General features: G+C 61.7%; 23 protein-coding genes. 17 read left to right on the forward strand and 6 right to left on the reverse strand.

Features of this window, described 5'->3' with window-relative positions; all coding sequences use genetic code 11:
• Positions 1-22 precede the first annotated feature (22 nt).
• The 7 genes from A6V37_RS26330 to A6V37_RS26360 all read left to right on the forward strand — a co-directional run bounded on the left by A6V37_RS26330 (position 23) and on the right by A6V37_RS26360 (position 6140).
• Entirely contained in the window at positions 23-544 is a 522-nt protein-coding gene (locus A6V37_RS26330; RefSeq protein ID WP_100249348.1) for an OmpH/Skp family outer membrane protein, read from the forward strand.
• A 200-nt stretch (positions 545-744) separates the two neighbouring features.
• On the forward strand, positions 745-1869 hold the full coding sequence (lpxD, locus tag A6V37_RS26335; RefSeq protein ID WP_064265991.1) for a UDP-3-O-(3-hydroxymyristoyl)glucosamine N-acyltransferase: 1125 nt from the start codon (positions 745-747) through the stop codon (positions 1867-1869).
• Between the two features lie 220 nt (positions 1870-2089).
• Positions 2090-2554, forward strand: a complete 465-nt coding sequence (fabZ, locus tag A6V37_RS26340; RefSeq protein ID WP_006048683.1) for a 3-hydroxyacyl-ACP dehydratase FabZ — start codon at positions 2090-2092, stop codon at positions 2552-2554.
• A 108-nt stretch (positions 2555-2662) separates the two neighbouring features.
• On the forward strand, positions 2663-3451 hold the full coding sequence (lpxA, locus tag A6V37_RS26345; protein ID WP_064266085.1) for an acyl-ACP--UDP-N-acetylglucosamine O-acyltransferase: 789 nt from the start codon (positions 2663-2665) through the stop codon (positions 3449-3451).
• A 3-nt stretch (positions 3452-3454) separates the two neighbouring features.
• Positions 3455-4624 carry a lipid-A-disaccharide synthase gene (gene lpxB, locus A6V37_RS26350; protein ID WP_064286469.1) on the forward strand — a complete coding sequence of 390 codons (1170 nt, stop codon included), beginning with the start codon at positions 3455-3457 and terminating at the stop codon, positions 4622-4624.
• Positions 4621-5292 carry a ribonuclease HII gene (gene rnhB, locus A6V37_RS26355; RefSeq protein ID WP_082902602.1) on the forward strand — a complete coding sequence of 224 codons (672 nt, stop codon included), beginning with the start codon at positions 4621-4623 and terminating at the stop codon, positions 5290-5292. The genes lpxB and rnhB overlap by 4 nt, the downstream gene beginning before the upstream one ends.
• A gap of 62 nt (positions 5293-5354) precedes the next feature.
• Positions 5355-6140, forward strand: coding sequence for a TrmH family RNA methyltransferase (locus A6V37_RS26360; RefSeq protein ID WP_064286473.1), 786 nt, complete (start codon positions 5355-5357; stop codon positions 6138-6140).
• Positions 6141-6213: 73 nt separating this feature from the next.
• Here the strand turns inward: A6V37_RS26360 and ppsR are convergent, their stop codons facing one another.
• Entirely contained in the window at positions 6214-7029 is an 816-nt protein-coding gene (gene ppsR / locus A6V37_RS26365) for a posphoenolpyruvate synthetase regulatory kinase/phosphorylase PpsR (RefSeq protein WP_064265990.1), read from the reverse strand.
• Positions 7030-7543: 514 nt separating this feature from the next.
• Here ppsR and ppsA point away from each other — a divergent pair.
• The 3 genes from ppsA (at position 7544) to A6V37_RS26380 (ending at position 11553) form a co-directional block, all read left to right on the forward strand.
• Entirely contained in the window at positions 7544-9949 is a 2406-nt protein-coding gene (ppsA, locus tag A6V37_RS26370) for a phosphoenolpyruvate synthase (RefSeq protein WP_064265989.1), read from the forward strand.
• Between the two features lie 167 nt (positions 9950-10116).
• The gene (locus tag A6V37_RS26375; RefSeq protein WP_064286470.1) at positions 10117-10548 is read left to right on the forward strand and encodes an NfeD family protein; all 432 of its coding nucleotides are present in this window, start codon (positions 10117-10119) and stop codon (positions 10546-10548) included.
• Between the two features lie 72 nt (positions 10549-10620).
• On the forward strand, positions 10621-11553 hold the full coding sequence (locus A6V37_RS26380; protein WP_064286471.1) for an SPFH domain-containing protein: 933 nt from the start codon (positions 10621-10623) through the stop codon (positions 11551-11553).
• A 159-nt stretch (positions 11554-11712) separates the two neighbouring features.
• Here A6V37_RS26380 and smpB read toward each other — a convergent pair whose 3' ends face one another.
• The gene (smpB, locus tag A6V37_RS26385; RefSeq protein ID WP_064265986.1) at positions 11713-12159 is read right to left on the reverse strand and encodes an SsrA-binding protein SmpB; all 447 of its coding nucleotides are present in this window, start codon (positions 12157-12159) and stop codon (positions 11713-11715) included.
• Between the two features lie 100 nt (positions 12160-12259).
• Here smpB and A6V37_RS26390 point away from each other — a divergent pair, with 100 nt between their 5' ends.
• Both A6V37_RS26390 and A6V37_RS26395 read left to right on the forward strand, forming a co-directional pair.
• Positions 12260-12697, forward strand: a complete 438-nt coding sequence (locus tag A6V37_RS26390; protein WP_064266083.1) for a type II toxin-antitoxin system RatA family toxin — start codon at positions 12260-12262, stop codon at positions 12695-12697.
• Complete coding sequence (locus tag A6V37_RS26395) at positions 12694-13026, forward strand: RnfH family protein (protein ID WP_064265985.1); 333 nt, start codon at positions 12694-12696, stop codon at positions 13024-13026. The genes A6V37_RS26390 and A6V37_RS26395 overlap by 4 nt, the downstream gene beginning before the upstream one ends.
• A gap of 44 nt (positions 13027-13070) precedes the next feature.
• Here A6V37_RS26395 and A6V37_RS26400 read toward each other — a convergent pair whose 3' ends face one another.
• Entirely contained in the window at positions 13071-14048 is a 978-nt protein-coding gene (locus A6V37_RS26400) for a DMT family transporter (protein ID WP_064286472.1), read from the reverse strand.
• A gap of 281 nt (positions 14049-14329) precedes the next feature.
• On the opposite strand from A6V37_RS26400, the gene guaB reads away from it, so the two are divergent.
• The 3 genes from guaB (at position 14330) to guaA (ending at position 18280) form a co-directional block, all read left to right on the forward strand.
• Positions 14330-15790 (forward strand): IMP dehydrogenase, encoded by a 1461-nt coding sequence (guaB, locus tag A6V37_RS26405; protein WP_064265983.1) that lies wholly within the window; start codon positions 14330-14332, stop codon positions 15788-15790.
• Between the two features lie 6 nt (positions 15791-15796).
• The gene (locus A6V37_RS26410) at positions 15797-16495 is read left to right on the forward strand and encodes a hypothetical protein (RefSeq protein ID WP_064265982.1); all 699 of its coding nucleotides are present in this window, start codon (positions 15797-15799) and stop codon (positions 16493-16495) included.
• Positions 16496-16696: 201 nt separating this feature from the next.
• Positions 16697-18280 (forward strand): glutamine-hydrolyzing GMP synthase, encoded by a 1584-nt coding sequence (guaA, locus tag A6V37_RS26420; RefSeq protein WP_064265980.1) that lies wholly within the window; start codon positions 16697-16699, stop codon positions 18278-18280.
• 7 nt (positions 18281-18287) lie between these two features.
• On the opposite strand, the gene A6V37_RS26425 is transcribed toward guaA, so the two are convergent.
• Positions 18288-19106 carry an AraC family transcriptional regulator gene (locus tag A6V37_RS26425; RefSeq protein ID WP_082902601.1) on the reverse strand — a complete coding sequence of 273 codons (819 nt, stop codon included), beginning with the start codon at positions 19104-19106 and terminating at the stop codon, positions 18288-18290.
• Between the two features lie 60 nt (positions 19107-19166).
• Positions 19167-20084, reverse strand: a complete 918-nt coding sequence (locus tag A6V37_RS26430) for a DMT family transporter (RefSeq protein WP_064265978.1) — start codon at positions 20082-20084, stop codon at positions 19167-19169.
• Positions 20085-20184: 100 nt separating this feature from the next.
• Between A6V37_RS26430 and A6V37_RS26435 the strand changes: the two genes are divergently transcribed.
• On the forward strand, positions 20185-21108 hold the full coding sequence (locus A6V37_RS26435) for a LysR substrate-binding domain-containing protein (protein WP_064265977.1): 924 nt from the start codon (positions 20185-20187) through the stop codon (positions 21106-21108).
• Between the two features lie 825 nt (positions 21109-21933).
• Here the strand turns inward: A6V37_RS26435 and A6V37_RS26440 are convergent.
• Positions 21934-22167, reverse strand: a complete 234-nt coding sequence (locus tag A6V37_RS26440; RefSeq protein WP_242665735.1) for a hypothetical protein — start codon at positions 22165-22167, stop codon at positions 21934-21936.
• A 946-nt stretch (positions 22168-23113) separates the two neighbouring features.
• Here A6V37_RS26440 and A6V37_RS42885 point away from each other — a divergent pair.
• Positions 23114-24799: a methyl-accepting chemotaxis protein gene (locus tag A6V37_RS42885; RefSeq protein WP_064265975.1), complete on the forward strand. Its 1686-nt coding sequence runs from the start codon at positions 23114-23116 to the stop codon at positions 24797-24799.
• Positions 24800-24920 lie beyond the last annotated feature (121 nt).

A 24920-nucleotide genomic window follows, 5' to 3' on the forward strand; every position in this document is an offset into this window, starting at 1 on the left:
CTACACTATCGAGAGGATGACTTTGCTAACCGGTATGTTTTCGAAACGTGTGGCGTGCGCGTTCGCGCTGGCAATGACCTTGGGCGTCGGGGTAGCGCAGGCGCAGGAGGCCCGCATCGCTGCGGTGAATTCCGACCGTATCCTGCGCGAGTCCGCGGCCGCGAAGGTCGCGCAGGTCAAGCTCGAGGCTGAATTCGCCAAGCGTGACAAGGACCTTGCCGACATGGCGCAGAAACTGAAGTCGATGTCCGATTCGCTCGACAAGAACGGTCCGTCGATGTCGCCGGGCGACCGGGCGCAGAAGCAGCGCGACCTGTCGCAACTGGACACCGACTTTCAGCGTAAGCAACGCGAGTTTCGTGAAGATCTGAACCAGCGTCGCAATGAGGAACTGGCGGCGGTGCTCGACCGCGCCAACAAAGTGATCAAGCAGATCGCCGAGCAGCAGCATTACGACCTGATCGTTCAGGAAGCGGTTTATGTGAGCCCGCGTATCGATATTACGGATCAGGTGCTCAAGGCATTGGCGGCGTCGGGCAACTAAGCCCGCCGGCGGGGCTGGTGTGGCGGCTCATCGACAGCGTTGCATGGGACCGGAGTAAGTGCTTTGCATGGGACCGGAGTAAGCGCTAAAGCGCCAACTCCGGTCGGCAGCTAAAGCGCCAACTCGGGCCGACGGCGTTGCATGGGACCAGAGTAAGCGCTAAAGCGCTAACTCCGGTCGACAAAAAAGAAGGAACAGGCATGGGATTTACGCTCGAGGACATCGTCAAGCAGTTCGGCGGTGAAGTAGTGGGAGACGGTTCGCAGCGCGTCGGCAGTCTGGCGCCGCTCGACCAGGCAGGTCCGGACCAGCTCGCGTTCCTTGCCAATCCGAAATACCTGTCGCAGGTCGAGACGACGCGCGCAGGCGCGGTGCTGATTAACGCCGGCGACCTCGCGAAGCTCGCGTCCCGCGAGAATCGTAATTTCATCGTCACGCCGAATCCGTACGCTTACTTCGCGCGCATCGCGCAAACCTTCATCGACCTCGCTACGCCGAAGGCATCGCCCGGCGTGCATCCGAGTGCAACCATCGATCCCTCGGCCCAGGTGGCCGCAAGCGCGGTGATCGGCCCGCACGTCACGGTGGAAGCCGGCGTGGTGATCGGCGAAAACGTGCGGCTCGACGCCAATGTCGTGATCGGCCGCGGCACGCGCATCGGTGCGAACTCGCATCTTTATCCGAATGTCGCGGTGTACCACGGCTGCAAGCTCGGCGAGCGCGTGATCGTGCACGCGGGCGCGGTGATCGGCTCGGACGGCTTCGGCTTCGCGCCGGATTTCGTCGGCGAGGGCGATGCGCGCACCGGCAGCTGGGTGAAGATTCCGCAGGTCGGAGGGGTGTCAATTGCGGATGACGTCGAAATCGGTGCGAACACCACGATCGACCGTGGCGCGATGGCCGACACGACCATCGAAGAGTGCGTGAAGATCGACAATCTCGTGCAGATCGGCCATAACTGCAAGGTGGGCGCCTATACGGTGATCGCCGGCTGTGCGGGCATTGCGGGCAGCACGACGATTGGCCGCCACTGCATGATCGGCGGCGCGGTCGGGATTGCCGGCCACGTCACGCTGGGTGATTACGTGATTATCACGGCGCAGTCGGGTGTCTCCAAGTCGCTGCTCAAGCCTGGTATGTACACCAGTGCCTTCCCGGCGGTGAACCATGCAGACTGGAACCGGAGTGCGGCGTTGCTGCGCAATATCGACAAGCTTCGCGACCGTATCAGGGCGCTCGAAAGCGCCGCGGCTGGAAAGCCCGGTGATTCGGCGGCTGACGTCGCAAGCCAGGCGACAGGCCATGCCCCAGGCGACAAATCCTGAGGTATCGGCGAAACTCGCAGAGCAATTCGCAAGGCAACCCGCCGGTACCGCGTAAAATACCGGCTGGGATCAGGAATCAAACTCAGGAAGCAAACGCGGTTGCCGTGACCGGGTGGCATGGCCGCCGGGACACGGCGAGCGCCGGCAGCATGCGTTATCAACCCACCTGCACCAGCATCCGCAGTCATCATCGCGCAGTCAATGCGTGAGTAGAAACACCATGAGCACCGAAAAAATCAATCTCGACATTCATAAGATTCTCACGCTGCTGCCGCATCGATATCCGATCCTGCTGGTCGACCGGGTGCTCGAACTTGAGCCGCACAAGAGCATCAAAGCGTTGAAGAACGTGTCGATCAACGAGCCGTATTTTCAGGGCCACTTTCCGACCCGTCCGGTGATGCCGGGCGTGCTGATTCTCGAAGCACTCGCACAAACGGCGGCTCTGCTGACGTTTTCGGAAGAGCCGAGCGACCCGTCGAACACCCTGTATCTGTTCGTCGGCATCGACAATGCACGCTTCAAGCGCGTGGTGGAACCGGGCGACCAGTTGATCCTGAACTGCACGTTCGAGCGGCATATGCGCGGCATCTGGAAGTTCAAGGCGCGCGCCGAAGTGGATGGCGTGGTGGCGGCGGAAGCCGACCTGATGTGCGCGGTGCGGCACACGGATAAGGACGCTTAAGGGACGCCTATAAGCCGGCGTCCGGGCGGTCAGCGACCCAAGGCGGGCGCTGCCGGCCCCCGCAAGATGCCCATCCAGACAACGCAACAGAATCAGAAGCGAGGACGCATGAGCAGGATTCATCCCACTGCGATCATCGAACCGGGCGCACAACTCGACGAATCCGTCGAAATCGGCCCGTATGCCGTCATCGGCGCGCATGTCACGATCGGCGCACGGACCACGGTCGGTTCGCACAGCGTGATCGAAGGCCACACCACGATCGGCGAAGACAACCGCATCGGCCACTATGCATCGGTCGGCGGCCGTCCGCAGGACATGAAGTACAAGGACGAGCCGACCCGGCTCGTGATCGGCAACCGCAACACCATCCGCGAGTTCACCACGATCCACACCGGCACGGTGCAGGACGCGGGCGTCACCACGCTGGGCGACGACAACTGGATCATGGCCTACGTGCACATCGGGCACGACTGCCACGTCGGCAGCAACGTCATTCTGTCGAGCAACGCGCAGATGGCCGGCCACGTCACGATCGGCGACCATGCGATCGTCGGCGGCATGTCGGGCGTGCATCAGTTCGTGCGCATCGGCGAGCATTCCATGCTGGGCGGGGCTTCGGCGCTGGTGCAGGATATCCCGCCGTTCGTGATCGCCGCCGGCAACAAGGCCGAACCGCATGGCATCAACGTCGAAGGGTTGCGCCGCCGCGGTTTCTCGGCAGACGCGATCTCGGCGCTGCGCGCGGCGTATCGCGTGTTGTACAAGAACGGCCTGTCGCTGGAAGAGGCGAAGGTGCAACTGCGCGAGCTCGCGTCCGCGGGCGGCGACGGCGACGCCCCGGTGGAGACGCTGCTCGCGTTTGTCGAAGCGTCGCAACGCGGCATTATCCGCTAACCGATGGCCTTGCAACCCAGTCCGCTACGCGTCGCGATGGTGGCCGGCGAGCCGTCCGGCGACCTGCTGGCGTCGTCGCTGCTCGACGGCCTCGTGAACCGTCTGCCCGCCGGCACCCAGTACTACGGAATCGGCGGCCCGCGCATGATCGCCACGGGCTTCGACGCACACTTTCCGATGGAAAAGCTCACGGTGCGCGGCTATGTCGAAGCGCTGAAGCACATTCCCGGCATTCTCGGCATTCGCAACGAACTCAAGCGCCAGCTGCTGGCTGAGCCGCCGTCAGTGTTCGTCGGCGTGGATGCGCCCGATTTCAACTTCGGACTCGAGCATCCGTTGCGGGAAGCGGGGATTCCAACGGTTCACTTCGTGTGTCCGTCCATCTGGGCGTGGCGCGGCGGCCGCATCAAGAAGATCGCCAAGGCGGTCGACCACATGCTGTGCGTGTTCCCGTTCGAAACGGCGCTGCTGGAAAAAGCGGGCGTCGCGGCGTCTTACGTGGGCCATCCGCTTGCCGACGAGATTCCGCTCGTGCCGGACACGCTCGGTGCGCGCCGCACGCTGGGACTCGCGCAAGACGGACCGATCATCGCGGTGCTGCCGGGCAGCCGGCGCTCGGAGATCGATCTGATCGGCCCGACGTTCTTTGCCGCGATGGAGATGATGCAGCATCAGGAGCCGAGTGTGCGGTTCGTGATGCCGGCGGCCACGCCGGCACTGCGCGAGATGCTGCAGCCGCTGGTCGAATCCCACCCGGGTCTCGCCCTGACGATTACGGACGGCCAGTCGCAGCTCGCCATGACGGCAGCCGACGCGATTCTGGTCAAGAGTGGCACGGTCACGCTCGAAGCGGCGCTGCTCAAGAAGCCGATGGTGATCTCGTACAAGGTGCCCTGGCTGACCGGCCAGATCATGCGCCGTCAGGGCTATCTGCCGTACGTCGGCCTGCCTAACATTCTGGCGGGACGCTTCGTGGTGCCGGAAATTCTGCAGCATTTCGCCACGCCGCAGGCGCTGGCCGAAGCCACGCTGAAACAGTTGCGCGACGAGGCCAACCGGCGCACGCTGACGGAAATCTTCACGGAGATGCATCACGTGCTGAAGCAGAACACCGCGCAGCGTGCCGCGGAAGTCGTGGCGAGCGTCATCGAGAAGCGGAAGGCGCGGCCGTGACCGGTGCACGCGCACCCCGTCGCAAGACCGCTGCCGGAATGACAGCGCAGCAGGCGGGCCTGAGCTTCGAAACGCCGGACGACATTGTCTGCGGCGTCGACGAAGCAGGGCGCGGGCCGCTGGCCGGCCCCGTGGTGGCCGCGGCGGTGATTTTCGATCCGACGAAACCGCTGATTCGCGGCCTCGACGATTCCAAAGCATTGACGGCGAAAAAGCGCGACGAGCTGTACGACAAGATCGTCGAGCGGGCTCTGGCTTATTGCATCGCATCAGCGTCGGTCGAAGAAATCGATTCGTTGAACATCCTGCACGCCACCATGCTGGCGATGAAGCGCGCCGTGGAAGGTCTGTCGGTCGTGCCGACGCTCGTGAAAGTCGACGGCAACCGCTGCCCGACGCTGAGCGTTCGCAGTGAAGCGGTGATCGGTGGCGATGCGCTCGTCAAAAGCATTTCAGCGGCGTCGATTCTTGCCAAGGTGACGCGCGACCGGATGCTGCTCGAATTGCATCAGGCCTATCCTGTCTATGGCTTTGACGCACATGCCGGTTACGGTACGCCGCAGCATCTCGCCGCATTGCGCGAGCATGGACCGTGCGAGCACCATAGGCGCTCGTTCGCGCCGGTGCGCGAGGCGTATCTGCGTTTCGGCAAGAGTGCGTGGGCATAGCGGGCCGTCGCCGCATTCCATTCCTCGCATTCCATTTCTTATTCTCACTGTCTTCGCTGCCTGTGAAAGCCATCACCTCGCGGGACAATCCGCTCTACAAGCGCCTGAAAGCATTGGCCGGTTCGACGCATCAGCAGCGTCGCAGCGGCCACGCGCTGCTCGAAGGCTTCCATCTGGCCAGCGCGTATCTCGACGTCGCCGGGCAGCCGGAAATGTGCGTCGTGACCGAAGGCGCGCTTCGTCCCGAGGAAGCGCAGGCGATCGTGTCGCGGATCGAAGATCATCGCCTCGTGACGCGGCCGGATGCGTTGTTCGGGCAATTGTCGAATGTGGTGCACGGTGTTGGCCTGCTGCTGCTGGTCGAGAAGCTCGATACGCCGCTGCCCGGGAAGGTCGCGCAAACTTGCCTCGTGCTCGATGGCGTGCAGGACGCGGGCAACGTCGGCTCGATTCTGCGCAGCGCGGCCGCGGCGGGGATTCAGCAGGTGTTCTGCGCGCCAGGAACAGCGTACGCGTGGTCGTCGAAAGTCTTGCGCTCGGGTATGGGTGCGCACTTCCTGCTGCAGATTCACGAAGATGTGGATGCACAAACCTTGATCGAGCGTCTTGCCGTGCCGGTCGTCATTACGGATTCGCACGGCGCCGAGGCGATCTATGACAGCGATCTGAGCGGGCCGCTCGCGTGGGTGTTCGGCAACGAAGGGGCGGGCGTCTCGCAGATCTGGCGTGACGCGGACGCGTTGCGGGTGACGATTCCCCAGCCGGGCGGCATGGAGTCGCTGAATGTGGCGGCGGCAGCGGCCGTTTGCGTATTCGAGCAGTGCCGCCAGCAGCGCAGGCGTGGTTAACTAACGCCCTGGACAGCAGAGGCACGCGCGGTGCCGCGCGTGCCATACCTTTACCTTTACGACGGGGCCGCCTTCAATAGGACGGCCGGTCCAGCTTGATTTCCTGCAGGATCGTCGTCGCGATCTCTTCGATCGACTTGTGCGTCGACGACAGCCACTTGATCCCTTCACGCCGCATCATCGCTTCCGCTTCGTTGATCTCGTAGCGGCAATTCTCCGGCGCGGCGTACTTGCTGCCGGGCCGGCGCTCATTGCGGATCTCCGAGAGCCGCTGCGGATCGATCGACAAACCGAACATCTTCTGCCGATGCGCCAATAGCGGGGTCGGCAATTTGCCTCGCTCGAAATCTTCCGGAATCAGTGGATAGTTGGCGGCCTTCACGCCGTACTGCATGGCCAGATACAGGCTCGTCGGCGTCTTGCCGCTGCGCGACACGCCCACCAGAATCACGTCGGCATCCGCAAGATTGCGGTTCGACTGGCCGTCGTCGTGGGCGAGCGAGAAATTGATCGCCTCGATCCGGTTCTTGTATTCCTCGGTGTCGGCGTTCTGGTGCCCGCGACCCATCGCGTGGGTCGATTTCAGCTCCAGTTCCTGTTCGAGCGGCTCGACGAAGGTCTGAAACATGTCCAGCACGAGCGCATTCGAGCCTTTGACGATCTGATTCGACGCGCTGTCCACCAGCGTCGTGAACACGATCGCGCGGCGGCCGTCCTGCTCAACCGCTTCATTGATTTTTTCGAGCGTGGCGTAGGCTTTGTCCGTCGAGTCGACGAAGGGCACGCGAACCAGGCGGAATTTCTGGTCGAACTGGGAGAGGATCGAATGCGCGAAGGTTTCGGCAGTGATCCCGGTACCGTCGGAGACGATGAATACGGTGGGCGGCATCAATGGAGCTGGGGAACGTGAGCGGCAATAAGCGCTCGAATGAAACATCGCTGTGTCGACGCCGCTGCACGGTGGCTAACCGTAAGACTGCAGCAGCGTGCAACCAGCGCGCCGTGGGCAGCGCAATCGTGCCCGACTGGCGGCTAGGCCTCGCAAAAGCCCGCCGGCCGGTTCGGGGCGCGATTCGAGGCGCAATTCTCGTCCGACAGACACATTTCCAGAGTCGGCACGGTAGAATAGCGGCAACCTGTTGGATAAGCAATTGCAGGCGATTGGCGTTTAAATCACCGCGAACGGTCGCTCAACGCCTCGCTTTCAGCCTGTAACTTGCGTTGAACGTGATGAATTGGCCGGCAAATTCGTCCATTCGCCTTCTTCGTCCCGCATCTGGCAATTTTTGCTGCGATTGCTTCTCCAACAGGTTGTGCAAGACGCGAGGTCACGCTTCCAATGGGCGTCTCGCGTCCGAGCCCACTTGCACAGCCGTGAATTTCTTTCACACTTAGGGGCTTGTATGACTAACGCAGTTACCGTCGCAAAGGATAAGGCGTATGTAGTTCCGTTCGAGCAGTTGCGGATGACCGATGTGGAGATTGTCGGCGGCAAGAACGCGTCGCTTGGCGAGATGATCAGTCAGCTCGCCGAAGCCGGCGTGCGCGTGCCGACCGGTTTCGCCACGACGGCGCTGGCTTTCCGTGACTTCCTGCAGCACAACAATCTGACCGAACGCATCGCCAAACGTCTCGAAACGCTCGACGTCGACGACGTGAAGGCGCTCGCCGAAGCCGGCAAGGAAATCCGTCAATGGATCGTCGAGGCGCCGCTGCAGTCGCAACTCGAGGCTGACATTCGCGCGGGTTTCGAGACCCTGAAAAGCAGCTCGCCTGAAGAACTGTCGTTTGCCGTGCGCTCCTCGGCCACGGCGGAAGACTTGCCGGACGCGTCGTTCGCGGGCCAGCAGGAAAGCTACCTCAACGTGGTCGGCATCGACGACGTGCTCGATCGCATGAAGCACGTGTTCGCGTCGCTGTACAACGACCGCGCTATCTCCTATCGCGTCCACAAGGGCTTCACGCACGCTGAAGTCGCGTTGTCGGCCGGTGTGCAGCGCATGGTGCGCTCGGACGTCGGCGCGGCCGGCGTGATGTTCACGCTGGACACCGAGTCGGGCTTCAAGGACGCCGTGTTCATCACGTCGAGCTACGGCCTGGGCGAAACGGTCGTGCAGGGCGCCGTGAATCCGGACGAGTTCTACGTCTTCAAGACCACGCTCGCGCAAGGCAAGTACCCGATCATTCGCCGCTCGATCGGCTCGAAGCTGATCAAGATGGAATTCACCAAGGCGGGTGAGGAAGGCCGTGTGAAGACGGTCGACGTCGCGCACGAGCAGCGCAACCGCTTCTCGATCACGGACGAAGACGTGATCGAACTGGCCAAATACGCCGTCATTATCGAAAAGCACTACGAGCGTCCGATGGACATCGAGTGGGGCAAGGACGGCCGAGACGGCAAGATCTTCATTCTGCAGGCGCGTCCGGAAACGGTGAAGAGCCAGGCCACGGGCAAGGCCGAGCAGCGCTTCAAGCTGAAGGGCCAGTCGAACGTGATGGCTACCGGCCGTGCGATCGGTCAGAAGATCGGCGCGGGTCCGGTGCGCGTGATTCATGACCCTTCGGAAATGGACCGCGTGCAGCCCGGCGACGTGCTGGTCGCCGACATGACCGACCCGAACTGGGAGCCGGTCATGAAGCGTGCGTCGGCCATCGTCACGAATCGTGGCGGCCGTACCTGCCACGCGGCGATCATCGCGCGTGAGCTGGGCGTGCCCGCCGTGGTGGGCTGCGGCGACGCGACCGACGTGCTGAAGGAAGGCGCGCTCGTGACCGTGTCGTGTGCCGAAGGCGACGAAGGCAAGATTTACGACGGCCTGCTCGAAACCGAAGTCACCGAGGTGCAGCGCGGCGAACTGCCGCCGGTTCCGGTGAAGATCATGATGAACGTCGGCAACCCGCAACTGGCCTTCGACTTCTCGCAACTGCCGAACGCAGGCGTGGGTCTGGCGCGGCTGGAATTCATCATCAACAACAACATCGGCGTTCACCCGAAGGCGATCCTCGAGTACCCGAACATCGACCAGGACCTGAAGAAGGCCGTGGAAAGCGTCGCTCGCGGTCACGCATCGCCGCGCGCGTTCTACGTCGACAAGCTGACCGAAGGTATCGCCACCATCGCCGCGGCGTTCTATCCGAAGCCCGTGATCGTGCGCATGTCCGACTTCAAGTCGAACGAGTACAAGAAGCTGATCGGTGGTTCGCGCTACGAGCCGGATGAAGAAAACCCGATGCTGGGTTTCCGTGGCGCCTCGCGCTACATCGCCGACGAGTTCGCGGAAGCGTTCCAGATGGAATGCGTCGCGCTGAAGAAGGTGCGTGAGGAAATGGGCCTCGACAACGTCGAGATCATGGTGCCGTTCGTGCGTACGCTGAAGCAGGCGGAGCGCGTGGTCGGACTGCTCGAGAAGTTCGGCCTGAAGCGTGGCGAAAAGGGTCTGCGCCTGATCATGATGTGCGAAGTGCCGTCGAACGCGATTCTGGCCGAGGAATTCCTGCAATTCTTCGACGGTTTCTCGATCGGCTCGAACGACCTGACCCAGCTCACGCTCGGCCTCGACCGCGACTCCGGCATGGAACTGCTGGCGGTCGATTTCGACGAACGCGATCCGGCGGTCAAGTTCCTGCTCAAACGCGCGATTGAAACCTGCCTGCGTCTGGACAAGTACGTCGGGATTTGCGGGCAGGGTCCGTCGGATCATCCGGACTTCGCTCAGTGGCTGACCGACGAAGGCATCAAGTCGATCTCGCTGAACCCGGATTCGATCATCGATACGTGGCAGCAACTGGCGCAATCGTCGAAGAAGTAATGCGACGGGCATGCCGCTTCCCAGGCGGCATGCATCACGCGCGGTGCGGTAGGTCAAACGCACGTTAAATGCACGTCAAAGCGTGCTGTACCGCCCGTTGCAATGCCCCCGCTTCGTGCTATAAACACCTCGGTAGATCCGGGGTGTTTTGCTTTGTGGAGGTCGACGTGGCGCCAGGTGGATTGTTCTGGTGGATCGGGGCGGGGGTGCTGATCGTGCTGGAGTTGATCAGCGGCAGTTTCTATTTGCTGATGATCGCGTTTGGCTTTGTGGCGGCCGCGCTGGCGCACCTCGCGGGGGCCGCTGCCGACGTGCAGTTCGTTGTCGCCGCGGCGGTGGCGCTAGTGGCGGTTCTGCTGCTCAGGCGCTCGCGATTTGGCCGCCGGGTGCGCAAGGAGGCGTCGAGCAACCCGGACGTCAATCTCGACATCGGTCAGAAGGTGGCCGTCCCCGCATGGCGCGAGCGCCGGGCGCGAGCCGACTATCGCGGCGCCGCGTGGGACGTGGAGCTGGCGGCAGGCGAGCCGGAAGATGCGCGGATATACGAAATCACGGAGTTGCGCGGCAGTTGCCTCGTTGTGGTGGCGGCGCGCCAATAAAAGACCTGGGCGATCCCGCACCGGGTGCCCGGGCACTGCATAGAACTATTCAAACAAGGACCGGAGGGCAGTATGGATTCGACCATCGTCGGGGCGGTGTTTCTGCTTATCGTGATCGTGCTGGCCGCGCAGACCATCAAGATCGTGCCGCAGCAACATGCGTGGGTGCTGGAGCGGCTCGGCCGTTATCACCGCACGCTCACACCAGGTTTGAGCTTCGCGTTTCCGTTCGTCGACCGGATCGCCTACAAGCATATCCTCAAGGAAATTCCGCTCGAAGTGCCGAGCCAGGTGTGTATTACGCGCGACAACACGCAGTTGCAGGTGGACGGCGTGCTGTACTTTCAGGTCACCGATCCCATGAAGGCCTCGTATGGGTCGAGCAATTTCGTGTTCGCGATTACGCAGTTGTCGCAGACCACGCTGCGCTCGGTGATCGGCAAGCTGGAGCTCGACAAGACCTTCGAGGAGCGCGATTTCATCAATCACAGCATCGTCTCGTCGCTCGACGAAGCAGCATCGAACTGGGGTGTGAAGGTTCTGCGCTACGAGATCAAGGATCTGACGCCGCCCAAGGAAATTCTGCACGCCATGCAGGCGCAGATCACCGCCGAACGGGAGAAGCGCGCGCTGATCGCGGCATCGGAAGGACGCAAGCAGGAGCAGATCAATATCGCGTCCGGTGGCCGTGAGGCGGCGATCCAGAAGTCTGAAGGCGAGCGGCAGGCGGCTATCAACCAGGCGCAGGGTCAGGCGGCGGCGATTCTTGCCGTGGCCGAAGCCAACTCGCAGGCGATTCAGAAGATCGCCGCCGCGATTCAGTCGAACGGCGGGATGGAAGCGGTGAATCTCAAGGTGGCCGAACAATATGTGAACGCATTCGGCAATCTGGCGAAGCAGGGCACGACGCTGATCGTGCCGGGCAACCTGGCGGATATGAGTTCGATGATCGCTTCGGCGCTGACCATTGTGAACAAAGGGAAGGGCACAGCCGAGGCGCGGTAAGCGCGTTTCGCCTGCTGAAAACGAAATGGCCCGCGGACTTTGCGGGCCATTTTTTTTGCGGGGTGGCGGGTCGGTTGGCAGTGGGTTGTGACGCGCTGGCGCAGCGCAAGGCGCGTCATAACCGCGCGGCGCCCGGCGTGGATCAGTTCAGGACGCCGCTCAGCCCGGCGAACGCATCAGGCGCGCTTTCTCGCGTTCCCAATCGCGCTTCTTCTCGCTCTCGCGTTTGTCGTGCTGCTTCTTGCCCTTGGCGAGGCCGATCTCGCATTTAACGCGACCGCCCTTGTAGTGGAAGTTCAGCGGCACGAGCGTATAGCCGCGCTGCTCGACCTTGCCGATCAGCTTGCTGATCTGCTCTGCGTGCAGAAGCAGCTTGCGCGTGCGCACCGGGTCGGGATTGATATGGGTCGAGGCCTCGGGCAACGGGCTGATGTGCGTGCCGATCAGGAACAGTTCGTTGTTTTTGATCACAACGTAGCCTTCCTTGATCTGGCCGCGCCCGGCGCGCAGCGCCTTGACCTCCCATCCTTCGAGCACGAGCCCTGCTTCATAGCGTTCTTCGACCGAGTAGTCGTAGAAGGCTTTTCTGTTGTCGATAATGCTCATGAATGGAAAGTGCCCAACTCGTTTAAAATCACGATTTTAGCAAAGCGGGGCAAGGAAAGCCCGCCGCGCTCGTCCACCCTTGCCGCGCGCTGTTCAATTTATGGCAGATGTCCAGAAAACCGTGTTGATCCGTCATTCGGCGGAACAGATGTTCGACCTCGTCACCGACGTCGCCGATTACCCCAACTTCCTGCCCTGGTGCGGCGGCGTCGAAATCCGCAGCCGGGACGAGACTAGCATGGAAGCCAAGATCGATATCAACTTCAAGGGCATCAAGCAGCACTTTGCCACGCATAACAGCATGGAGCGGCCCACGCGCATCGATATGGAGTTCGCGGACGGCCCGTTTCGCAAGTTCACCGGGTTCTGGCGCTTCACGCCGCTGCGCGCGGACGCCTGCAAGATCGAATTCGCGCTGCACTACGAATTCACCAACATCATTCTCGAGAAGATCATTGGGCCGGTGTTCAGCCACATCGCCAATACCTTCGTCGAATCGTTCGTGAAGCGCGCCGATGCGCGCTACGGCAAGGCATGAGCGCGCGCCTGTCGATTGAAGTCTGCTACGCCTCGGCCAAAGAGCAGACCGTGATTGCCGTGGAAATGCCTGAAGGCGCCACGCTGCAGCAGGCGCTCGAGGCGAGCGGCATCCTGCGGCGTTATCCGCAGATCGATCTGGGTACGCAGAGGGTGGGGGTGTACGGCAAGCTCAAACCGCTCGACACCGTGCTGGCCGACCACGACCGTGTGGAGATTTACCGGCCGCTGCTGGTCGACCCGAAGGTCTCGCGGCAGCGCCGCGTCGAGAAGACCCGCAAGGCGGGCTCGATCGAAGGGCGCCGCTGGCTGAACAAGGATTCGCGGTAAGCGCGGTTCCTTGAAAGGGGGCTGCTGAGCGCAGCCCGTCGGCTTCAATGCGCCGAAACAGGCGTCTTTTCCTTGATCGCGGCGCCGCCTGACGAATCGTCGTCCGCATGCTGGCGCACCGACCAGCACACACCCGCCACCAGCAGCAGAATGGCCGCCAGTTCCAGCGGGCGGGGCAGGCGCTGGTCGTAGATGAACGCGTAGAGCAGCGCGAAAAGAGTTTCGAACACGATCATCTGACCGGAGAGCGTCAGCGGCAGCCGCTTCGAAGCAGCGTTCCACAGCCCGTTGCCGAGCCACGATGCGCCGATCGCGAGCACCAGATTGAGCATCCAGAAGGTGTGCCAGCGCCCGTCCGCCAGCTCGCCTTGCGGACCGCCCGGCGGCAGCGCGGCGATCACGAGCCACATGGCCGCGCCGAGCGCGCCCGTCACCACGCCCCACAGCACCGACCATTCGTTGCCGCTGAAATGCGTCTGCCGCTGCAGGTAACGGGTGTTTTCGACCGCGAACCACGTCCAGCATGCGAGCGCGCCGACTGCGCAGGCAAGACCGATCAGCTTGGTGGCGATGCTGACCGGCGTGCTGCCGGCCGCCGTAAACACGTCGATATTGATGCAGGCGATGCCCGCCATCACCGTCGCCAGCGGCCACGCGAGTCGGGCGAGCGGCACCGCGCCGTGATCGCGCCGGCCCATCAGCGTCACGGTGACGGGCAGCACGCCGACGATCAGCGATGCCGGCGCGATGCCGATCAGATGGACGGCCGCCGTCAGCAGAAGGTAGTAGAGGAGGTTGCCGGCCAGCGCCAGCTTCACGAGAGCGGCCAGATCCTCGCGGCTCAGGCGTTTTGCGAGCGAGCGCGCCGTCGGCAGCGCCGCGGCAAGCGAGACGATGCCGTACATCGTATAGCGGCCGGCGCTCAGGAGCAGCGGCGAAAAGTCCGGCAGCACCCGCGGCACCAGAAAAACCATGCCCCACAGGGCCCCGGCCATTACTCCATATGCCACACCGCGCTGCATCGACTGCCCCTGCAAGAAAACTGGAATGGTCGGGAGAATAGCGGCTCGGCCGGCTGGCTGTCTTGTTCGATTCTGCATTTTGGCGCGGCACCTGCCGGCGGAGCCCGTCCGTGCCCGAACGCGCAAACGAAACCCGATCGAACCCGAGGCGAACAGCCAAGCGAAATCCAGGGGCCGGATGACGCGAAAAAAACCGCCCGAAAATCGCTAAGCTGCTGTTCGTGCAGTGAAAACCAGGGAGGTATCGCGTATAATTCGCTTTTGCGCCTATAGGATTTGCCATGCGTCTGATCCAAACAGCACTCACGTTCGATGACGTGCTCCTCGTCCCGGCTTTCTCCGATGTTCTGCCGCGCGACACCAGCCTCAAGACCCGGCTGACCCGCAACATCTCCCTGAATATGCCGCTCGTGTCCGCCGCCATGGACACCGTCACCGAAGCCCGTCTCGCCATCGCGATGGCGCAAATGGGTGGCGTGGGCATCATCCACAAAAATCTGACGCCGGCCGAGCAGGCGCGTGAAGTGGCCAAGGTCAAGCGCTTCGAATCGGGCGTCGTGCGCGATCCGATCACCGTGCCGCCGCAAATGAAGGTGCGCGACGTGATCGCGCTGTCGCGGCAGCATGGCATTTCGGGCTTTCCGGTCGTGGAAGGCGCGCAACTGATCGGCATCGTCACGAACCGCGACCTGCGCTTCGAAGAGCGCCTGGATGAGCCGGTGCGCGCCATCATGACGCCGCGCGAGCGCCTCGTCACCGTCAAGGAAGGCACGCCGCTCGCCGAGGCGAAGGCGCTGATGCATAGCCATCGTCTCGAGCGCGTGCTGGTCATCAACGACGCATTCGAACTGCGCGGCCTGATGACGGTGAAAGACATCACCAAGCAGACCGAACACCCGGACGCCTGCAAGGACGAACACGGCAAGTTGCGCGCGGGCGCGGCAGTCGGCGTCGGCGAGGACAATGAGGAGCGCGTGGAGCTGCTGGTGCAGGCGGGCGTCGACGTGATCGTCGTCGATACCGCGCACGGCCACAGCAAGGGCGTGCTCGAGCGCGTCCAGTGGGTCAAGAAGAACTTCCCGCATGTCGAAGTGATCGGCGGCAACATCGCCACCGCGGCGGCCGCCAAGGCGCTCGTCGAATACGGCGCGGACGGTGTGAAGGTCGGCATCGGCCCGGGCTCGATCTGCACGACGCGGATCGTCGCCGGCGTGGGCGTGCCGCAGGTCACCGCGATTGCCGACGTGTCCGAAGCGCTGAAGGGCACCGGCGTGCCGGTGATCGCCGACGGCGGCGTGCGTTTCTCGGGCGACATCAGCAAGGCGCTGGCAGCGGGTGCGAACGCCGTGATGATGGGCAGCATGTTTGCGGGCACCGAAGAAGCGCCGGGCGACGTGTTCCTGTATCAGGGCCGCCAGTACAAGTCGTACCGTGGCATGGGCTCGGTCGGCGCGATGAAGGACGGCGCGGCGGACCGCTACTTCCAGGACAACTCCGCGAACATCGACAAGCTGGTGCCGGAAGGTATCGAAGGCCGTGTCGCCTACAAGGGTTCGGTCAACGCGATCCTGTTCCAGCTGATCGGCGGCGTGCGCGCCAGCATGGGCTATTGCGGCTGCCGCACCATCGCCGAGATGAACGACAAGGCCGAGTTCGTGCAGATCACGGGCGCGGGCTTGCGCGAGTCGCACGTGCATGACGTGCAGATCACCAAGGAAGCGCCCAACTACCACGTGGACTAATCGCCAATGAAGCCATTGCTGCGCGCTGTACTGATCCTCGATGCCTTGCTGCTGCTTGCGTTCGGCCTGCTGTTTCTGCTGACGCCCTGGACTTCGTTGTACAACGCGCTGCTGCTGGTGCAAACCCAGCCGGCTCTGGCCGGCCAGGGGTTTGGCGTGGCTTTGATCGGGCTCGCGTGGCTGGCCATGCACGCGTCGATCGACGGGGCACTCACCTCCACGGTCGCCAAGGTCGTCGGTCACGTGAACTGGCTGACCGGTGTGCTGATGCTGGTCTGGCTGGTTGGTCTGCATACGCCGGCGCTCACCGGCTTCGGCCAGATCGCTGGAGTGCTGACCGGGGTGGTGTTGCTGGTGGTTGGCCTTGGCGGCGTGCGTTTGTCCGGTGCGGTAAGGCGGCGTGAAAAGGCGAAGCTGGCCGAGACCGCCGCGGCGGAACGTGCCGAAAAGCAGGCTGCCAAAGACGCCGCGAAAAACGCCGCCAACCGGCGCGAGCCGGTCCGTGTGACAGCCGAGTCAGTTGACTACCGCACGCAGCCTCTCGTCGAACCCGTTATGCCGGACTCGCGGCCTGTCAGCGCTGCGACTCCCGGTTCGACGGCACCGCTGCGTTCGGTAGGCGACGAAGCCGCGGTCGCGCGTGAGAGCACCAGCAGCGCTACCAGCGAAGCAGCCGGCGCGCCCCGGCCGCCGCTTCATGGCTGAGGCGCTGCGCGCCGCGCCGTCCGCAGAGACTACCGGATTTCGCTCGCGCGCCGCAGGCAGGTGGCTGCCGCGCCAGATGCGCCAGCACGCTTCATCGTTGCATTTGCTGCTCGATCGTCCCCACCTGGACCGCTTTGAATTCAACGCCGCGCCCCGTGCGCGGCATTCCGTATCCGTTCACTTTTGACTCCGTCCGCTGCCATGCACGACAAGATCCTGATCCTCGACTTCGGTTCGCAAGTCACCCAACTGATTGCACGTCGCGTTCGCGAGGCGCACGTGCTGTCGGAAATCCATCCGCACGACGTTAGCGACGAGTTCATCCGCGAATTCAAGCCGAAGGGCATCATCCTGTCCGGCGGCCCGAGCTCCGTCACCGAAAGCGACACGCCGCGCGCGCCGCAAGCGGTGTTCGAAGCCGGCGTGCCCGTGCTGGGCATTTGCTACGGCATGCAGACGATGGCCGAACAACTCGGCGGCAAGGTCGACAATGGCCACCTGCGCGAATTCGGCTACGCGGAAGTGCGCGCGCGCAACCATACGAGCTTCCTTGACGGCATCCAGGACTTCGCGACGCCGGAAGGTCACGGCATGCTGAAGGTGTGGATGAGCCACGGCGACAAGGTGCTGGAAATGCCGTCGGGCTTCCAGCTGATGGCCTCGACCGAATCGTGCCCGATCGCCGCGATGGCCGATGAGACGCGCCACTATTACGGCGTGCAATGGCATCCGGAAGTCACCCACACGGTCCAGGGCCGCGCGATGCTCGAACGCTTCGTGCTGAAGATTTGCGGCGCGAAGCCGGACTGGGAAATGGGCAACTACATCGACGAGGCCGTCGAGAACATCCGCAAGCAGGTCGGCAACGAACAGGTGATTCTCGGTCTGTCGGGCGGCGTGGATTCGTCGGTGGCGGCGGCGCTGCTGCATCGTGCGATCGGCGATCAGCTGACCTGCGTGTTCGTCGATCACGGTCTGCTGCGCCTGAACGAAGCCGAGCAGGTGATGGCGATGTTCGCCGACAATCTCGGCGTGAAGGTGATCCACGTCGACGCGAGCGAGGCATTCATGTCCAAGCTCAAGGGCGTGACGGATCCGGAGGCCAAGCGCAAGATCATCGGCGCGGAGTTCGTCGAGGTGTTCCAGACCGAAGCGGGCAAACTGACGGACGCGAAGTGGCTCGCGCAGGGCACGATCTATCCTGACGTGATCGAATCGGCAGGCAAGGGCAAGAAGGCCGCGCATACGATCAAGAGCCACCACAACGTCGGCGGTTTGCCGGAAACGCTGAACCTGAAGCTGCTTGAGCCGCTGCGCGAACTGTTCAAGGACGAAGTGCGTGAGTTGGGCGTGAAGCTGGGCCTGCCGCCGTCGATGGTGTATCGCCACCCGTTCCCGGGCCCGGGCCTGGGCGTGCGGATTCTCGGCGAAGTGAAGCGCGATTTCGCGGACCTGCTGCGCCGCGCGGACGCGATTTTCATCGAGACGCTGCGCACCTTCGTCGACAAGGAAACCGGCAAGTCCTGGTACGACCTGACGAGCCAGGCGTTCGCGGTGTTCCTGCCGGTGAAGAGCGTCGGCGTGATGGGCGACGGGCGGACCTATGAGTACGTTGTCGCGCTGCGCGCCGTGCAGACGCTGGACTTCATGACCGCGCACTGGGCCCATTTGCCGCATGAGCTGCTGGGCCATGTGTCGAACCGGATCATCAATGAAGTGCGGGGGATTAACCGGGTGGTGTATGACATCTCGGGGAAGCCGCCGGCGACGATTGAGTGGGAGTGATTGGACGTCAAGCACGTGCCGGCACGACTTGGCAGTAAAGCACACCTAAGCCCGCGTAATTGCGGGCTTTTTTCGTTTTTAACCTGGCATGGCCTTGCAGTACGAGATGCCTCGCCATATCCACGCGCCGTTGGACCAGATAGGCATGGGGGGCGACGCCGATTGCTTTCTTGAAGGCCCTGAGCAGATGAAAGGAGCTCATTCCCGCAGCCTGCGCGATGATGTCGAGGGACGGGTTGGCGGCGACATGCGCGTCGATATAGTCCCGGGCACGTTTGACTGCACCCGGCATTGATGGTGTCGCGCTTCGTAGCGGGCGGGAAAGCTGTCCGTGGCGCTGTACCAACTGAAATATGGCTGCCGTCAGGCGCGAAGTCTTTTCGAGTTGTGTCGCATCACGTAGTTCTGATGAGACGTGCGCTTCATGTAACAGTTGCATAGTCTGCGGGTCATCGATGACCGTCTGCGGGAAATGCAAGGTCGCCCCGACATCCTCGCTTTCTTTGGCAAGCAGGCTTGTGAGGCCAGCGACGGGCAAGTAGATCATCCTGTAGTCCCATCCGTCTCCGGATACGGGGCGACCTTCGTGTAAGGTGTGAGGATTGATCGCGCAGATTGTGCCTTCCGGCATGATCACCCGACGCCCGCGGCCATCCAGCCAGGCCTGCGCACCGCGTTCGATTACGCCGAGTGCAAATTCATCATGCGCATGGGGAGGAAAGCGGTGTGTACGGTACGTCGCTTTCAGCAGTTCCGCGCCCGCGAACGCCGGTTCGCACCAGAACTTCACCTGATTCGGACGCGAGGAAGTGCGGGAGGAGCTCATGTATGACGATTTCCAAACGACCCGAACGCGGTCGAATTGATCCGACAAACGCCGCGGTACTCAGTTGAGCGCCGCACGCGTCCGCGACGCGCCGGCAACCCTTGCGCGCGGCCGGCTCTGAAGCAGGTAGACGCCCGCAAGAATGGCCGCCATCGCAAGCAGATGGAGTGGTCGCATAGGTTCGTGGCCGATCGACAATCCCAGCAGCAATGCAATGACCGGCGGGATATACGTCACGCTGGAAGCCGCGACCGCGCCGAGCCGCCCGACGATGAAGTAATACAGAATGTAGGCGGCTCCGGTTCCGGTCAGACCGAGTCCCAGGACAAGCCCAAGCGCTGCACGCGGGTCACCCGTTACTCGCGCCATACCATGGAAGTCGGTGACGCAGCTGACCACAACGAGCGCGAAGCCGATTTGCCACGTAGCCAGCGCGAGCGGTGAAAGGTCGAGGTTGGAGAGAAAGCGGCGCGCGTAGACGAACGAGCACCCGACGCTCAGCGAGCCGGCGACCATGTAGGACACGCCGAGCAGATTGACGCCCGCCCCATGCGCATTCCACGGCTGCGCGATCAGCAGCACGCCGACGAAGCCACTCGCGATGCCGATGATCATCCGCGGGGTCGGGCGTTCCTGCCGCAGTAACGCCCATGCGACGACGAAGGAAAACAGCGGGATCGCGCCGCTCAGCATGCCGGCCACGCTAGAAAGAAGCAGGGCTGCACCCTTCGCGAACGCGTAGTAGTAGACCACCGTGGCAAGCAAGGACATCACGATGAAATGATGCGCGTGGCGCAGATGGCGCCATTTCAGTTCCCCTCTGAACAGCGCCAGGGCGAGGATTGGCAGGAAACCGAGCAGCGTGCGTAGAAACACGATCTGGGAAGCCGATATGTCAACGCTAGCCCATTTCATGAACATGAAGTTGGTGCCCCAGATGAGGCCGAGCGCAGCGAAGGCGAGGTAGGCGGGGTTCATGGCGATGATCTCGATGGAGAGTTTCGAGTCTTGATTGTCTTCACGCCATCCATGCGCTACAACTGATTTAATTTCTTCTATGCAATAGAAAAACTACGCCATGCAACCCATTCCTCCAATGAAAGCCTTGGTAGCTCTGGAAGCTGCGATGCGACTTGGCAGTTTTACTCTGGCTGCGCAGGAGCTGAGCGTGACGCCCGGCGCGGTAGGCCAGCAGATCCAGAAGCTCGAAGACTGGCTCGGTGTCGCCCTGTTCGTACGGCAGATACGGCAGGTAACGCCGACTGCCGCTGGTCGTGCGTATTTCGCCCGCATCCAGCCGGCGCTGCGGGAAATCATCCATGCCAGTCGCCTCCTGCGGGAACGGCACAGCAAGGGCGTTCGGCTATCGATGCCGCCGAGCTTCGCCGCGAAGTGGTTCGCCCCTCGAATGGCCGACTTTCTGCAGGTTCACCCGGGTATCGCGTTGAGCTTGAGTACGACCACCACGCTTGTTGATTTCGAATATGACGCGGTCGATCTCGCGGTCCGATATTTCGATGGCATCGATCCACACCTCGCGGTGCAGCTGCTTTGCACCGACGAAGTGCGCGCATACTGCAGCCCGGCTTACGCGAAGAAGCGGAAATTGAAACGGCCCGAAGATCTTCAGTCTGCGACGCTGCTTCACAATACGCTGCATCCTCACTGGAGGTCGTGGCTTACGCGCTTCAGCAGTCTTGCCGATGCGCAGATCGAGGCGATCAACGGGATTCAATTCGATCAGTCCTTGATGGCAATCGAGGCAGCCGTGCGTGCGCAAGGGATGGTCCTGACAAGTCCCATCCTGGTGGAGGCGGAGCTGGCCGAAGGGGCGCTTGTCGAACTGTTCGGCAAGGCGCTGCAGTTGGCGAACGGATACTATCTGGTACACCCCGATACTGACGAGCTTCAACCGGCGATGAAATCGCTGAAAGCGTGGATGGCCGAGAGAATGACTGGCAGAAGCGCACCCTTGGATTCCAGCCGAGGAACACATCGATGAATCGAAGACCTGTCGGGCGGGCGAGTGCGCATTCTCACGCAGGAAACGCTAAAGGTTAAGCCCGCCGATGACCTCGCCAAGGCACGTCCGAATCCGATGATCAATGGTTATCGGGAGTGCCTGGGTTGCCTTGTCGACGCTGCGTGCAAAGCCAGCCAGTAGTCGGCGCAACGCGCACGCCACCTTCCTATTGAGGGACCTGACATGCGAAATCTGTCTGGAAGCGACTGTCGGATATCAAGATGCGCCTTGCCTCATGCAACGAGGAAGCTGCCGCGCTCAGTCGGCGTTCCCCTGCTGTCCGTCGTAGTCGGCCGCCAGCGGTCGAGACTTTGCAGCTGTTTTCGTCAGCTCCGCTCACGCGTGATTGAACGTCGTCTGGGAAAGAGCGGATCACGGACAAGTGGTGCGGATCGCCGCTAACGGCACGGTATAGCTTGCGCATGAAGTCATCGGTAGCCGCATCGTGCTCACGTGAGGGCACAGTAATCTTCAGGGTTTGGCTATATTGCGCACGACGAGTTGCGCGAACGGTAGCTTCAAGGGCCATCGCGTCGTCGTTCGTCATGAACCGGGAATCCTCGCCGCGCCGCTTCTTGGCGCTCAAATCGACCCCCTAACCTTCGCACGTTCTCCTCTACGGTTGCGTCCTGAAACAGGTCACACTAATCTGCCATATCCGATTGCAGTATTCGTGGGCCTATAGCGCTTCAAGCTGCCGTCCACCTATGTTGGTTGGAAGGACACTGGTTCTCTGACCGCGCGTCCAAATACACCTGAACATTTCGCGGTACAAAACAATACGAAATCGTACGCGTGCCGTGCCTATGTTTGACCGCCAGTAGCCTTGCGCCCCTTCCTTTGTAATTTGCGGCAAACATCCGTTAGCAGCCAGCGCGCAACGACGTCGGGTAGGTTCATCCCGTGCGACGCGAACTTGATCTCATCCTTGTAGTACACGATGACCGAGCCACCGATGACGCGGAACATCCCCGTGTACTTCACACCGTCAAGCTCGACTTCGACGGGTTTCGTTGTTTCGTAGTCTTCTGCTGGCACGTTTGGTGAAATGAAGTCAAAAGGAAAACTTAGCCCGTAAGCACTCGAACGTCAATGCGATATGCACTCATGCGGCAACATTGGGCAAATCGTGTCGCGCTTGGTATGCAACCACATTCGCGCCCACTCGCGAACAGGATGCGTTATTTGTGAGAAGACAGTGGGTTTCCACGACGGAGGGTCCGCAAGCGGGGTGGGTGCAGCCGATCATGGACAGGCAGTGACTGCGTGCATGAAAACGCATGCTGATTGCAGCGTTCTAAAAAACAACGATTCAGATCGCGGCGTATCGGCTTGGCAGTGTTTCGGGCGATATCTATTTCCATCCCGGTCGACTTGAGCCGATCATCGTCGAACCGGGATGGGCTATTAGAATTCGCCTCCCGGATTCCCGAGAATCAGTCGATGGGTGCGATGTCAGACCGAGGCGAGCATTGCCTCTCGAAGTGTTACCGGAGCGCAAGGTTCGACCTTGCTCGGATCGGACTAGGCGCTGATTGGATTCCTACAACAATTTCAGGGAATCCCTACACAATCCTCACTGCAGAGATAGCAGCACAGTGCCGTATACCGATGTAGCAGCCGTGATTATTTGCGTGCTACCTCTGACATTGCGATATCTCCAGGGCGTGACTCGAATACTATGGGCGCAACGAGGACAACGTTGCGCAAACAATAACATTCGAGATCATCCGCGCGCCTGCACCGAAATCTTGCTGGAAAAATTGAGTGAATCTGGTCCCGAGATGAACTGACTTGCTGAATATTCATTTCGAATAGGATTGCTTATTATATTACGAATATGCTTGATAAGCTGCCGCTATCTTCGGATGAATCTGGGTAACGGGGTGCCGATTTTTCTTTCCTGGAACTGCGCACAAAATTGTGCGTATCCAGAGCAATGACCTGCAAAGGCAAAGGTTCTTCGACTTCACGGGGTGGCAGTATGAAATTCGGCAACATGAGACTTGGCACTAAACTGATCAGTGCTTTTGTACTGGTTTGCCTGATCGGTGCAGTTGTAAGCGGAATCGGAATCCGCAATATGGCCAGGATCAACGATGCGGGCGACCGAATATACCGGCTTGACCTGATTGGGTTGTCTCTGGCACAGAAGGGAGACGTCGGACTGCTCGAGGCGGCACGCTCGCTGCGCAACGCCATTCTGTCTTCCGCCTCCGAACAGCGAGCCGGGTTCCTCGGCCAAAGCGAGCAAAGCCTTGCTGCGGCGCGCGAATCGCTCGACAAAGCCAGGCCGCTATTTCAAAGCGAGGAAGGTAAGGCGGTGTTCGCCAATCTCGATCAGGCCTGGCATGACTACGACCAGGCCTTCAAGGAGATGGCAAAGAAAATCAGCGCTGCCCCTTTACAGGATCGCACGGAACTCGCCGAGCACCTGTTCGGAGATTTCCGTGAGAAGGCCAACAAGATTGACGAGTTGGTGAACACCCTGGTGAGCAGGAAGCAGGAGAACGCAAAGGTTGCCGCCGCATCCAATCAGGACCTGTACGTGGAAAGTCGGAATTTGATGATCGCCCTGGTGATCTTCTCTACGTTGGCGGGAATCGGAATCGGCATGTGGCTCACGCATAGCCTGACGCGGCAACTCGGAACGGAGCCCGCGATTGCTGCTGACCTGGCGAAAAGCGTCGCGCAAGGCGATCTCAGCGTGAACATCGACTTGCGGCCTGGCGACACGAGTAGCCTGATGGCCTCGCTGAAGAACATGCGCGACAGCCTGTTGCGGGTTGTGTCGAATGTACGTCAGAACGCCGACGGTGTCGCTACCGCAAGCGCACAGATCGCCCAGGGCAATCTGGATCTGTCAAGTCGCACCGAGGAGCAGGCGAGTGCGCTGGAAGAAACCGCTGCTTCAATGGAGCAACTCACCGCTACCGTCAAACAGAATGCAGAAAATGCCGCTGTGGCCAGCGAGCTGTCGCGCACCGCGAGTAGGATCGCAGTAAAAGGCGGGGAGGTTGTCGATGAGGTCGTCGAAACGATGACTGGGATCAACGACAGCTCGAAGAAGATTGCCGAGATTATCAGCGTGATCGACGGTATCGCGTTCCAGACCAATATCCTGGCGCTGAACGCTGCGGTGGAAGCGGCGCGTGCCGGTGATCAGGGGCGTGGCTTCGCTGTAGTCGCTGGGGAAGTGCGCAATCTGGCACAGCGCAGCGCTGCTGCGGCGAAGGAAATCAAGACCCTGATCTCGACCAGCGTCGAGCGTGTACACCAGGGCACTGCCCTGGTAAATCAAGCTGGCACGACGATGTCCGAGATCGTGGTCGCGATCAAACGTGTGACCGATGTCGTCGGTGAGATCAGTGTTGCCAGCAACGAGCAGAGCGTCGGCGTGGGGCAAGTGGGGGAGGCAGTAAGCCAGATGGACCAGGTTACGCAGCAGAACGCTGCGTTGGTAGAAGAGAGCGCTGCGGCGGCAGAAAGCCTGAAATCGCAGGCCCAGCAACTGGTGCATGCGGTAGCGGTGTTCAAACTGTCGGACGGGGCCACATCTGCCATTGATGGCACGACAGCATCGGTGAGAATTCCAGCCAAAGTACCCGGCGGTAGGAATCGGGTTGAAAGTTTGGGTGCTTCCGCAATCCAGGGGCAGTTTCAAGGTTAACGCGGAGCGGCTTCTATGTAGTGAAATCAGGAATCTGCAGGACGGTCGGCCATGAGGCATCATTCGCCCGACTTGCGGTTCGGACATTCAGACTTCGGTGCCACTCAGAAACCGGCCATTC

Origin of the sequence: Paraburkholderia ginsengiterrae (assembly GCF_001645125.1) — a bacterium.
Classification (GTDB): Bacteria; Pseudomonadota; Gammaproteobacteria; order Burkholderiales; family Burkholderiaceae; genus Paraburkholderia; species Paraburkholderia ginsengiterrae.